The 12,571-nt window shown below is 73.1% G+C and carries 9 protein-coding genes; 5 read left to right on the top strand and 4 right to left on the bottom strand.

Annotated elements, in window-relative coordinates; genetic code table 11:
• Positions 1-266: 266 nt before the first annotated feature.
• Positions 267-1,160 carry a carbon-nitrogen hydrolase gene (locus O0S08_RS14255; protein WP_269039669.1) on the bottom strand — a complete coding sequence of 298 codons (894 nt, stop codon included), beginning with the start codon at positions 1,158-1,160 and terminating at the stop codon, positions 267-269.
• Positions 1,161-1,256: 96 nt separating this feature from the next.
• Here O0S08_RS14255 and O0S08_RS14250 point away from each other — a divergent pair, with 96 nt between their 5' ends.
• Positions 1,257-2,507, top strand: coding sequence for a DUF2330 domain-containing protein (locus tag O0S08_RS14250; RefSeq protein WP_269039668.1), 1,251 nt, complete (start codon positions 1,257-1,259; stop codon positions 2,505-2,507).
• 83 nt (positions 2,508-2,590) lie between these two features.
• On the opposite strand, the gene O0S08_RS14245 is transcribed toward O0S08_RS14250, so the two are convergent.
• Positions 2,591-6,751, bottom strand: coding sequence for a protein kinase domain-containing protein (locus O0S08_RS14245; RefSeq protein ID WP_269039667.1), 4,161 nt, complete (start codon positions 6,749-6,751; stop codon positions 2,591-2,593).
• 341 nt (positions 6,752-7,092) lie between these two features.
• Between O0S08_RS14245 and O0S08_RS14240 the strand changes: the two genes are divergently transcribed.
• The 3 genes from O0S08_RS14240 to O0S08_RS14230 all read left to right on the top strand — a co-directional run bounded on the left by O0S08_RS14240 (position 7,093) and on the right by O0S08_RS14230 (position 9,212).
• On the top strand, positions 7,093-7,773 hold the full coding sequence (locus tag O0S08_RS14240; protein WP_269039666.1) for a carbonic anhydrase family protein: 681 nt from the start codon (positions 7,093-7,095) through the stop codon (positions 7,771-7,773).
• Positions 7,774-7,799: 26 nt separating this feature from the next.
• The gene (locus O0S08_RS14235; protein WP_269039665.1) at positions 7,800-8,948 is read left to right on the top strand and encodes a TolB-like translocation protein; all 1,149 of its coding nucleotides are present in this window, start codon (positions 7,800-7,802) and stop codon (positions 8,946-8,948) included.
• Positions 8,949-9,071: 123 nt separating this feature from the next.
• On the top strand, positions 9,072-9,212 hold the full coding sequence (locus tag O0S08_RS14230; protein ID WP_269039664.1) for a hypothetical protein: 141 nt from the start codon (positions 9,072-9,074) through the stop codon (positions 9,210-9,212).
• Between the two features lie 72 nt (positions 9,213-9,284).
• Here the strand turns inward: O0S08_RS14230 and O0S08_RS14225 are convergent, their stop codons facing one another.
• Both O0S08_RS14225 and O0S08_RS14220 read right to left on the bottom strand, forming a co-directional pair.
• Positions 9,285-9,869, bottom strand: a complete 585-nt coding sequence (locus tag O0S08_RS14225) for a hypothetical protein (RefSeq protein WP_269039663.1) — start codon at positions 9,867-9,869, stop codon at positions 9,285-9,287.
• A 353-nt stretch (positions 9,870-10,222) separates the two neighbouring features.
• Positions 10,223-10,918 carry a TetR/AcrR family transcriptional regulator gene (locus tag O0S08_RS14220; RefSeq protein ID WP_269039662.1) on the bottom strand — a complete coding sequence of 232 codons (696 nt, stop codon included), beginning with the start codon at positions 10,916-10,918 and terminating at the stop codon, positions 10,223-10,225.
• A 158-nt stretch (positions 10,919-11,076) separates the two neighbouring features.
• On the opposite strand from O0S08_RS14220, the gene O0S08_RS14215 reads away from it, so the two are divergent.
• Entirely contained in the window at positions 11,077-12,525 is a 1,449-nt protein-coding gene (locus tag O0S08_RS14215) for a carotenoid oxygenase family protein (protein WP_269039661.1), read from the top strand.
• Positions 12,526-12,571: the final 46 nt, after the last annotated feature.

The raw sequence follows: 12,571 nt of genomic DNA, 5'->3' as shown, positions 1-12,571 counted from the left end.
GGAGCACCCTTCGGTTCGATGCGGCGCTCGCGACTGCCGCGGCGGACCTCGTCTCTCACGACCTCGGCTGACACCTACGGCCTCAAGACGCTCGTCGTCGGAGCCGGCCGACGTCTGGCGGTCCAGCCCGACCGCACCAGGCCGAACCGATGGCACGTCCTGCGCTTGCCCTGAGCCTCCGCGCAGCTCCCCGAGCCCGCGCGTCACCGTGCCCCAGGGCATGTCCGATCGAACATGCTCGATCGGACATGTCCCACTCGCCAGCCTCAGTCGCGGAAGCGCTTGGTGAGGTCCGCGTAGGCGTCGATGCGGCGGTCGCGGAGGAACGGCCAGATCCGGCGGACCTGCTCGCTGCGGCCGCGGTCGACCTCGACCACCAGGACCTCGGGCGACTCGCCGCCCTTGGCCAGGAACTCGCCCTGCGGGCCGGCGACGAAACTGTGCCCCCAGAACTGCAGGCCGGGGTTGATGCCGCTCGGGTCGGGCTCGTGGCCGACGCGGTTGCACACCACCACCGGCAGGCCGTTGGCGACCGCGTGGCCGCGCTGCACGGTGATCCACGCCTCGCGCTGGCGCAGGCGCTCGTCCTCGGCGTCGCGCATGTCCCAGCCGATCGCGGTCGGGTACAGCAGCAGGTCGGCGCCGGCGAGCGCCATCATGCGCGCGCCTTCGGGGTACCACTGGTCCCAGCAGACCAGCACCCCGAGCTTGCCGACCGACGTCTCGATGGGGTTGAAGCCGAGGTCGCCGGGCGTGAAGTAGAACTTCTCGTAGTAGGCCGGGTCGTCGGGGATGTGCATCTTGCGGTACTTGCCGGCGATGCTGCCGTCCCTCTCGAGCACGACCGCGGTGTTGTGATAGAGCCCGACGGCGCGCCGCTCGAACAGCGAGGCCACGATCACCACCCCGAGCTCCTTGGCGAGCGCGGCCAGCTCGTTCGAGGTCGGCCCGGGGATCGGCTCGGCCTGGTCGAACACCGCGGTGTCCTCCGTCTGGCAGAAGTACAGCCCCGCGTGCAGCTCCTGCAGCAGCACCAGCTCGGCCCCCCGGCGCGCGGCCTCGCGGATCCCGGCCACCGTGGTGCGGAGGTTGTGCTCGCGGTCACCCGTGTTCTGCTGCTGCACCAGCCCGATCGTCCAGGTCGCCTTGCGCGTGGTCATGACGGCGCCTCTATACGGCTTCCGGCTGCCTGGCGCCAGCCCTTCGTGCGCGAGCGCGCACCGGCTTGTGGCGTGCGCTTGTGGCATGCTCAGGCCATGGCCTCGCTTCTCTTACGACCCCCCGCCCGCGCCACCGTGGTCATCCTCACCGCGCTGGTCGCGACCCTCGCCCGTCCCACCCCGGCCTCCGCCTGCGGCGGCATGGTCTTCCCCGAGCACGAAGCCCGCGTCGGCGGCATGAGCGACCAGGAGCTCGCCGTCGTGTTCGGCGCCGAGGAGACCGTGCTGGTCGCCTCGGCCCGCTACGAGGCCGTCGACGCCGCCGAGTTCGCCTTCGTCCTCCCGCTCGCCAGCGCCCCCGCCGAGGTCCTCGACGGCGACCCAGCGCTGTTCCTCGCCCTCGACGAGTACAGCGCCCCGCGCGTCGCCATCTTCGAGAACACCGACGAGCGGATGGGCCTGTGCGGCAGCAGCGACAAGGCCGGCGGCGACAACAGCCTCGGCGACCCGCAGGGCGGCCGCGGCGACGTCATGGTCATCGACCGCGGCGAGACTGCCACCTACGAGTACGTCGTGATCGGCGGCGACACCGGCACCGCGATCGCCGACTGGCTGACCGCCGCCGGCTACCCGCTGCCCGCCGACTACGCCGCCGCGCTCGCGCCGTACGTCGAGGACGACTGGTACTTCTTCGCCGCCAAGGTCAAGCCCGCGGCCGACAGCGGCGTGCTGGCGCCGATCGAGCTGCACCTGCCGCCGGCCCAGCCGGCGACCTTCGAGATCCCGCTCGCCATCGCCACCCACTCGATGAAGCCCGGCGCCGAGCTGCGCCTCACGACGTACTTCATCGGCGGCGGCCCGGTCCTGCCCGCCAACTACGCCGCCCAGGCGGTCGACGACGACGAGCTGGTCGCGCTGTCCGACAGCGAGACCAACTACGCCGAGCTCGAGGCCGAGGTGCTGGCGAGCGACCCCGAGGGCGCGTGGGTGATCGACTTCTCCAACCCGCTCTACGCCGGCGGCCTCGGCGAGGCCTACGACGAGGGCACCTGGGCCGGCCGGATCGACCCCGAGACCGCCAGCCGCGCCTGGCTCGACGACTTCACCGCCCGCCTCGGCGTCGACGGCCTCCACCTCACCCGCCTGCGCACCGCCCTGAAGCCCGCGCAGGTCCGCGACCTCGCCCTGCGCGCCGCCTCCGGCCCGCCGGTCGACAACTCCCACGGCGTCACCTACGACCCCGACGCCGGCGAGGGCTGCCAGATCGACCGCAGCGGCCGCCTGCCGCAGCTCCTGCTGCTGGTGCCGGTGCTGGCGTGGATCCGCCGCAAGCCCCGCCGCCGCTGACCTTGAGGACATGTCCATGAGGGCATGCTCCTGCAGGCATGCCCGATCGAGCATGTCCCCCAGGACCTGCCCTCGAGGTCCGCTCACCCGAGCCGCTCGAGCAGCGCCCGGGCCTCGCGCAGGTCGGCCGTCTCGAGGCCCTCGGTGAACCACTCGTAGACCCCGGAGACCAGCTCGCGGGCCTCGCCGGGGCTGCCGCGCAGGACCAGCAGGCGGGCCTGGCTGAGCGCCAGGCGCAGCTCCCACGCGCGCGCCTGCTGGCGGCGGGCGACCTCGAGGCCGCGGCGGAAGCAGTCCTCGGCGGTGCGGGTGCCCGAGGTCATCCCGGTCGACAGCAGCAGCTCGCCGCGCAGGCGCAGCACCTCGGCCTCGAAGAAGCGCTCGCCGGAGCGGCGCATGAACTCCTCGACCTCGTCGACCTTGCGCATCGCCTCGTCGTGGCGATCGGCCCGCCACAGGCCCCAGATCGCGGCCGCCTGGAAGAACGAGATGCCCGCCTTCGCCCCGGTGCGCGTCCACTTGGCCACGCCCTCGGCCAGCTCGGCCGCCCCGTTCTCGCGCTCGCCGACCCCGAGCTGGGCCCAGCCGCGCTGGATCTGGCACATCGCCAGCCACAGCTGCAGCCTGTGCTCGGTGGCCACCCGCTCGGCCCGGTCGGCCAGGTCGCGGGCAGCGGCGAACTCGCCGCGGTAGTTGTGGATCGTCGCCAGGTAGTTCATCGCGAACGCGATGCTGAGCGGGTGCTCGATCTCGTGGGCCAGCTGCAGCGCCTCGCGGGCGCGCGCCACCGCCTGGTCGGGGTAGCCGAGGAACCACAGCACCCAGCCGAGGTACAGGCCATTGGTCACCCCGGGGTCCTGGCCGTAGCGCAGCGCCAGCGCCCGGTGCTCCTTCAGGTCGTACAGCGCGAGGCCCTTCTCGGTCAGCTCGCGGCAGCCGGCGATCTCGCCGAGCAGCATCTGGCTGGTCCCGAGTGCGCGGTAGGCCAGCATCAGCATCGTGCGGTTGTCGGTGGTCTCGGCCTGCGCGACCAGCTGACGCCCGAGGTTGGCCGAGATCTCGGCCGCGCCGCCGACCATGTAGAACTGCCACAGGCCGAGCACCGACGGGAACAGCTGGGCGTCGTCGCCGGCGCGGCGGCACAGCTCGCGCGCGCGGGCGTAGGTGTCGTGGACCTCGGGCGCCGCGTAGCCGCGGATCGACATCAGCGGCGCGCCGAGGGCCAGCTGCAGCGCCAGCTCCTTGCGGTCGCGCGCGTCGCCCTCGGGCCGGGCGCGCAGCAGGTCGATCGCCCGCGAGTAGTGCGACGCCGCGTCGGTGTTGGCCGAGCGCCTCACCGCCTTCTGCCCCGCCTTCTCGAGCCACTCGATCGCGCGCTCGAGGTCGCCGGCCTCGACGAAGTGGTGCGCCAGGAGCTCGGGCTGCAGCTCGGCCAGCTCGGGGAAGTGGCCGAGGATCGCCCGCGTCGCCTGCTGGTGCAGGTACTGCCGGCGCGGCCGCAGCAGCGAGCCGAGCGCGGCCTCCTGGATCAGCGCGTGGCGGAACACGTAGCGGGCCGCCTGCTCGCTGCCCTCGACGCGGACGATGCCGGCCTCGACCAATTGCATGAGGCCGGTGCGCAGGGTGTCCTCGTCGCGGTCGGAGGCGTGGCGCAGCAGCGCGTAGGTGAAGTCGCGCCCGAGCACCGCCCCGAGCTGGGCCGCCTCGCGCCCGGCCTCCTGCAGGCGGTCGAGGCGGGCCAGCAGCAGATCCTGCAGCGTCGCCGGGATCGCCGCCAGGGCCGAGCTGGTCTTTCGGACATCCGACTCCCGGCCCTCGCGCTGCCACACCTCCGCCGCCGTCTGCGTGATCTCCTCGACGAACAGCGGGATCCCGTCGGCGCGGGCCACCAGCTGCTCGACCAATTCTTCCGGCAGCGCCTGCCCGCGGGCCGCCAGCGCCACCATCGCCGCGGTCTGGTTGGGCGACAGGCGGCGCAGGGCCAGCCGGTGCAGGTGCGGCCGGGCCGGCCAGTTGGGCGCGAACTCCGGCCGCGCCGTCGTCACCACCATCAGGGGTGCGTCCTCCATCCGCGCCACCAGCAGCTCGAGCAGCTCGAGCGTGCTCTGGTCGCTCCAGTGCAGGTCCTCGACCACCAGCAGCGTCGGCCGCTGCGCCGCCAGGGCCAGGACGGTGCGGAGCAGCGCCTCCTGCACGCGGTTCTTCAGCAGGTCGGGCGACAGCTGCGGCGCGGTGTAGTGCTCGTTCAGCGGGATCGACAGCACCGCCGCGAACAGCGGCACGTGCTCGGCCAGCGGCACGCGCAGGCCCGCCAGCGCCGCCTCCACCCGCGCCAGGCGCTCGCTCGCCGACGCCTCGGGCTCGATGCCCATCGCCCGCATGGTCGCCTCGAGCAGCGGGTGCAGGGCGCTGTTGCGGAAGTGCGGCCAGCACTGACACACCAGCCGCTGGTGCGCCTCGCCGGCCGTGTACGCGCGCAGCGCCTGCACCAGCCGCGACTTGCCGAGCCCCGCCTCGCCCGACAGCTTCACGAATTGCCCGCGGCCCTCGCGGACCTGGGCCCACAGCCCGCGCAGCGCGTCGATCTCCGCCTCGCGTCCGACCAGCGGCGTCAGCTCCTGCGCCGCGCGGTCGAACCGACTGACCGTCCGGCTCGGCCGCAGCGCCCGCAGGACCTCGATCGTGCGCCCGGCCCCGGCCGGTCGTCGCTCGCCGCGGGCCTCGACCTCGATCGTCCCGCGGACCAGCGCGCGCGCGCGGCCGCTGAGCAGGATCTCGTGCGGCCCTGCCTGTCCTTCGAGCCAGGTCACGATCTGCGGCAGGTCGCCGAGCAGCCGCGGCGCCGCCTCGTGCTCGCGCTTGTCGGCGACCACCGAGCCGCTGCAGATGCCGATCCTTGCCGCCAGGGTCGCGCCGCCCGAGCCGGACAGCCCGCGCACCGAATCGACGACGAGAAAGCCGGCCCGCAGCGCCCGCTCGGCGTCGTCCTCGTGGGCCGCCGGCCAGCCGAAGCACACCAGGGCGTGGCCGCCGTGGGCCGCCACCACCACGCCGTCGAGCTGGCGGGCCACCGTCGCGCAGATGTCCAAAAAGCCATCCAGCAGGTCGGCGTAGCCGTCGGCGTCCATCACCTCGGCCAGCGCCAGCGCCTCGACCAGCGAGCACGACAGCAGCGTCACCTGCCGCCGCTCGCTGCCGCGGCGGGCCCGCGGGCGCTCGGCCGGCTCCTCGCCCGCGCGCCCGGGCCGGGCCAGCGCCAGCTCGAGCCCGACCAGCGCGTCGAGCAGCTCCTCCGCGGTGCCGAAGCGGCGCGCCACGTCCTTCGCCAGCGCCCGCGCGGCCACCGTCTCGGCCAGCTCGGGCAGCTCGGGCCGGTACGCGCGCAGCAGCGGCGCCGGCGCGTCGGACAGCACGTTGGCGCGCACCTCCGACAGGTGGTCGCGCCAGAACGGCGAGTGACCGCTGAGCATCTCGTACAGCATCACCCCGACCGACCACAGGTCCGTGCGACCGTCCTGGTCCTCGCCGCGCCACTGCTCCGGCGACATGTAGCGCGGCGTGCCCGACAGCGGCGACGTCGGCGTGTCGGCGCGCCCGGCCACCACCGAGGCCAGGCCGAAGTCGACGATCTTGGCCCGCCCGTCGCGGGTCACGAACACGTTGGCCGGCTTGAGGTCGCGGTGGACGATGCTGCAGCGGTGCGCGTGCGACAGGCCGCGGACGATGTCGATCACCACCTGGACCACCCGGCGGGCGTCGAGCGGGCCCTCGGCCAGCACCGCGTCGAGCGGTCGGCCCTCGAGGTACTCCATCACCAGGAACGGCACGCCGGCGGCGCTGCCGAGGTCGAACACCCGCACGATGTTCTCGTGGCTGAGGCGCGCGCTGGCCCGCGCCTCGCCGCGGAAGCGCTCGACGATCTCGCGGCCGCTGTCGTCGGTCGGCGCCTGCAGGATGAACTTGATCGCCACCGCTCGGTCGAGCAGCGTGTCGCGGGCGAGGTAGACCACGCCCATGCCGCCGGCCCCGAGCCGCTCGAGCAGCTCGAAGCGCTGCCCGTCCTCGCCGCCGATCCGGTCGCCCTTCTTGGCCAGCGGCATGAACCCCGGCCGCTCGCCGGCGCCGTGGAGGATCGTCGTCTCCTCCGCGTCCGACAGCAGCTCCGCCGACCTGCCGCTCCACCGCGTCACCATCTGCCCGAGGAGCGTCCCTTCCAGAGCCGACGGCGCGATGGTGTCCTTCACCTCCCAGCTTCTAACACGAGGCGCCGCCCGCGATCGTGCGCCCCGGCCCGCGCGGTCCGCATGGGGGTACAGGACCGCATTCGCAAGCGAGCGGAACCGCCCGGGCAATCGCGACGTCGCGGCGCTCGATCGACGATTCCGCCGGTCGTCGTCTTATCAATGAAGCACGATCGGCGAATGCGAGGACCGCCGTGAATCGTCGTTCCCCGCGCCGCGACTCGCCCGCTCGAGTTCGCCCCGGTCCGTTCCCGCTCACCGCCAAGGTCGGGCCTGCTGGCGGCCGCATCCGCGTTGCCGGGCCCGGCTTGCCGCCCTGGCGAGGCGAGCTATCTGGACCGGTCATGCCAGCACCCGTCGTCACCCCGCAGCGCACCCAGCAGTCGCCGATCAAGCTCAATACCGTGAAGAGCTATTACGCGCCCGAGCTCATGCCCCTCGAGTTTCAATACACCAAGGTCGGCGGCACGCTCGTGGGCGAGGAGTTCGTGCTCGACCGCGCGGGTCCCGGCTGTCACGTCGTGTTCGACGGCATGAAGTGTCCGCTGCGCAAGCTCCACTTCCACGCGCCGAGCGAGCACCGCATCGACGGCGTGGTCGCCGAGCTCGAGCTGCACCTGGTGCACGAGATCCTCGACTACCCCGACACCTATCCCTCGGCCTACCTCGTCCTCGGCATCATGCTCGCGCCCAAGACCGACACGCAGAAGGCCGGCCCCGTGCACGCGCTCGCGCCGTGGCTGCGCGGTCACTTCGACCTCGGCGCAGTCGCCCGCGCCTCGCGGAACGCCCGCCAGGAGTACGAGGTCGACCCATCGATCTACCTGCCCGAAGACCGCGCCTACTTCCGCTACGAGGGCTCGCTGACCACCGGCGACGCCGACGAGGTCGTGACCTGGGCCGTGCTGCGCGACCCCACGGCCGTCCAGGGCCCCGGGCCGCTGCAGCTCGACCCCGAGACCAGCCGGCTGGTCCAGCCGCTGATGCGCCGCTACGTCCTCCGCAACTTCGCCCTGATCGCCTGAGCCAATTCTGCTACACGGGGGCTCGCATGACCCCCTATCACTGGCTCCCCACGTTCGACGCCCTGGTCCTCCGCAAGGACGGCGCCACCGGGGGCCTGTCCGCCTCGGCCAAGTCGGACGGCACCCCGACCATCACCCTCGCCATCACCCCGGCGACCGGCCGCCCGCGCAAGAAGGCCTATCCGACCATCGACAAGGCCCTGGGCGCCGCCCTGGCCGACGGCTTCGTCGCCACCGTCGCCGCCTCGGGCGCGCTCCTGCTGCTCACCGAGGTCGGCGCGAGCATGGGCTCGCAATTCGTCGTCGACGAATCCCATCACTGCGCCTGGCTCGGCGACTGGGGTCAATTGCGGCGGGTCGACCTGCGCGACGGGCAGGTCACCTCGTTCGCGCTCGGCGACTACCCGGCGGTGCGCAGCCTCGTCGGCGACGGCCTCGGCGGCGTGTTGGCGCTGGTCGACGAGGACCTCGCCCCGCCCACCGAAGGCTTCCGCGCCCCCGCCCCCGAGCTGCTGCGCTTCGCCGTCCTCCACTGCGACGGCGAGCGCATCCAGCGGCGCCACCTCGTCGAGACCGCGCGCGACGAGCCCGCGCCGCTGTGCCTCAACCTCTCGCGCGCGGACGACGGCTCGCTCCTGCTCCCGCACCACGGCGGCTTCGCCCTCGTCGATCCGGCCGGCGCAGTCGTCCGCACCTGGACCGTCGGCAACACCAAGTACTGGGGCCCGCGCGCCGCCCTGTCACCCAACGGCCGGAAGATCGCCTACACCGCCGGCACCGGCCGCCTCGCCCTCGTCGACCTCGAGCGCGGCGACGAGGTCGTCCTCGACGTCGAGATGGACGACGCCATGGATCTCGCGGCGTACGACGACGGCGTCGTCGACGTCTCGACCGGCACCCCCGACTGGGACCTCCAGCGCTTCGATCGCAGCGGACGGATCGCCCACGCCGGCCACCGCGCCGCCAGCTACGCGGTGAGCCCCGATCGGCGGTGGGTCTACTCGTGCGACGGCCTGTGGAAGGCCACGAATCTGGTCACCGGCGAGCGACGCGACGGCCAGATCATCGGCGCCGCCAGGGGCCCCAAGCTGGCCGTCACCGCCGATTATCTGTACATTCGCACCTCTCGCGGCGTGTTCCAGCGCTACGCCCGCGCCGCCGAGGTCGCAGGCTGAGCGGCGCGCGGGCCTGCCGGCACATGCCTGTGCGGACATGTCATGGCCACGCCCGCGCCGCAGCGGTCGCAGGTCGACCGGCCCGCGCGTTTGCTTGCACATGACTCTTCGGACATATCATGGGTGCCGCTCAAGGACGCCGCCTACTTCGCGGCCTGCCTGGCGGAGGACGACCCCGCCGCGCGCTTCACCTGCTTCCGCGCCTGGTCCGATGAGCAGCGCGCCGCCCAGTGCGACGGCGAGGGCGTCGTCGACGACCTCTGACCGCTCGCCGCCGCAGTGGGCCGACGAGCGCGACGTCTTGCTCACCGCGAGCGGATCACGCTCGCGCTCGCCTCAATCCGTCCACAGGCCGACGTGCAGCACACACAATCGTGACCCGGAGGCGAGCACGAGCGCGACGCCGTGGTCCCCCCAATCGTCCGCGAGGCATTCGCCCTCCAGCACCGCGGCGCGAGCCTCGATGGTGTCTCCGCCGAGTTCCCGCACGCAGGCCGCCCACGGCTCGCGCAGCGCCGGGATCATCCAGTCGGGCACGTCGTCGTACCGCACGTACGGGCGGCGGCGGCGGAACAGGAGCCAGCGGTCGAGGAAATCGTCGAGCGCCGCGACCGCCCCGCCCCACGTCCATTCGAGCGCATCCTCGCGCAGGCGAGAAAACGTCGCCTGCAGCGTAGCCTCCGCGCGGGCCGAGTCGTCGGCGATCGCGGCGTCCGGCGCCCGTGTCTGCTCGACGAAGCGGAAGTTGTACCCGCCGTGAGCCCAGCGCCCCTGCAGGCCCGAGGCGAAGCTGCCGAACACTGCACGTCGATGTTCACGCCCCACGAGGCCGACCGGCGCGCTCGACCAGTACAGCCACAGATCGTCGAGCCCGGCGAGCCACAGCGCAGCGCCGTCGTCGTTCAAGTCCTCGATTTGCATCGGCCCGCCTTTTTATCACACCCGTGGCCGGGCGCGCTCGCCCCCGCGGGAAGAGTGCAGGGCCGCGAGCGCCCGACCTCATCGGCTCGCGGTGCGGCGAGGTCCTTCGCGCATCCCCTGTCGAACCCAAGACGGACCGTGCGACCGCATCGCCGGCAGAGACCGAGCCGTCGGCCGCCGCCTGCCGCTGACCGGTGATCAAGTCATCCTGCCGCTGAAGGGCCCGGCCGCCGTCGACGCCGAGAACTCCCTCGTCGACATCAAACCCGGCGGCGACGGCCCGGACCCGCACGATCGCGGCTCCCGAAATGTCAGCACCCGGCGCCAGCCCTGGCAGGACCATGATGGTATGATCATTGTGCGGCGCGGGCGTTGCCGGCCGCGGCGCGCAGCAGCGCGGGCAGCACGGCGACGACGAGCGGGCCGACCTGCTCCGGCGCGATCGGCAGGCTGCCCTGCTTCGTGGCCAGCGGGCCGTCGAGCAGCAGCTCCGCGGCGCCGTGGACGATCGACCAGGAGGCCAGCGCCAGCGCGTCGGGGGTCACGAGCCCGGGCGGGACGACGCGAGCGACGCGCGCGACCGCGTCGAGCAGCAGAGCGAACGAGTCCTCGGGATCGCAGCCCGGGGGCAGGTCGGTGCGGGTGACCAGCGCGGGGCGAAACATCAGGCGAAACTCGGTCGGGTGGGCGCGCGCGAAGTCGATGTAGGCGCGGCCGAGCGCCGACAGCCGCGCCAGCGGCTCCTCGGGATCTGGCAGGGCGGCGATCGCCTGCTCCATCGCCTGCCCCAGGCCGGCGAAGCCGAGGCCCGCGATCGCGCCGAGCAGCTCCGACTTGCTGGCGAAGTGGTGATAGGGCGCGGCCGGACTGACGCCGGCCTCGCGCGCCACCTCGCGCAGGCTGAGCGCCTCGACGCCGTCGCGGGCGATCAGCGCGACGCTGGCGTCGAGCAGCGCCCGGCGCAGGTCGCCATGGTGGTACGCGGGCTTCCCGCGGCCCCTCGGCTTGCCCGCGGCGCCGCGGGGGGTCGACTTCGGTTTGGCGCACATGCCCCGAGCATAGGCCCGCAGGACCGCCGATCCAAGCACGGGAAAGATTGATCTTGACAGCGCTCAGTTTACGATCCAAACATTGCTTAGTTCGAGGCGTCGGAGGCGGCGCCCGCGAGGAGGTCCCCATGGCAGCAGCAGCAGCAGCGAGTGTCCCCATGTCCCTGACTGCGTCGGCCGAGCCGGCGCCGACCGTCGCCCAGCGCGCCCCGTTCCGCAGCGCCGCCGAGGCCGGTCCGTTCGTCTGCGACGCCCGCATCGACGGCAAGATCCCCGAGTGGTTGCGCGGCGACCTCGTGCGGACCGCCCCGGCCGTGTTCGAGCGCACCGATCCCGCCAGCGGGCGCACGTTCCGGGCCCGGCACTGGTTCGACGCGCTCGGCCTGCTCTACGGCTTCCGCGTCGGCGACGGCGGGGTGAAGTTCCGCCAGCGGCTGATGGCGACCGAGGTCGAGGTCGAGGCGCGCGGCGGGCGGACGCCGACGGCGTCGTTCGGCAGCCCGATCGAGCGCAGCTTCTGGCGCCGGCTGATCGAGCCGCGGCCCCGCGTCACCGACAACGTCAACGTCAACGTCATCGCGCTCGGCGACGAGCGGGTGGCGATGACCGAGAGCAGCCACCAGTGGGCGTTCGACCCGGACACTCTGGCGCTCACGCGGCGCGTCGCCTACGACGACCGGCTCGGCGCCATGACGATGATCGCCCACCCGCACTTCGACTTCGCGCGCGGCGTGGTCGTCAACCTCGGGGTCGAGCTCGGCCCCGCGAGCGCGGTGGTGGTCTACGAGCACGCGCCGACGTCACGCACGCGCCGCGTGGTCGGCCGCGTGCCGCTGCGCCGCGTGCCGTACGTACACGCGTTCGGGCTGACCCCGCGCCACGCGGTGATCATCGGCCACCCCCTCACCGTGAGCCCCTTGTCGCTGCTGTGGTCAAATCGCGGGTTCATCGATCACTTCCAGTGGCGCCCCGAGACCGGCACGACGCTGTGGCTGGTCGATCGCGCGAGCGGGCAGGTGCGGACCCACCAGGCCCCGCCGGGCTTCGTCTTCCACGTGGTCAACGCGTTCGAGGCCGGCGCCGACACGGTGCTCGACGTGGCGCTCTACCCCGACGCGGGGATCGTCGACGCGCTGCGCAGCGAGCCGCTCGCACGCGGCGGCCTGCCGCCGCTGACGCCGGCGATCGTGCGCTACACCATGACCCCGGGCCGCGAGCACGCGGCGGTCGAGACGGTGCTGGCGCGCGGGTTCGAATTCCCGTCGATCGCCTACCGCACACGCAACGGCCAGCGCCACGCGGCCTCGTGGGGCACACGGATCGACGCCGGGCTACGCAGCTCGGTGATCCGCCTCGACGCCGGCGGGGCGGTGCGCACCCACGCGGACGCCGACTTCGTCTTCGGCGAGCCGATCTTCGTCGCGCGGCCCGGGGCGCGCGAGGAGGACGCCGGGGCGCTGCTGGTGGTCGGCTCGCACCGCCACGAGGACCGCTCGCAGCTGCGGATCCTCGACGCCGCCACGCTCGAGCCGCTGGCGACCGCCGAGGCGCCGCTGCCGCTGCCGCTCGGGTTCCACGGCTCGTTCTTCCGCGACGCGCACCAGTGACCTCGAGGACAGGTCGCCGGGGACACCACGAAGAGTCGAGCCGGTC

Origin of the sequence: Nannocystis punicea (assembly GCF_026965555.1) — a bacterium.
GTDB classification, from domain to species: Bacteria; Myxococcota_A; Polyangia; order Nannocystales; family Nannocystaceae; genus Nannocystis; species Nannocystis punicea.
Note: the sequence above shows the minus strand (reverse complement) of the source record. Positions and strands in the feature narration are given on the sequence as shown.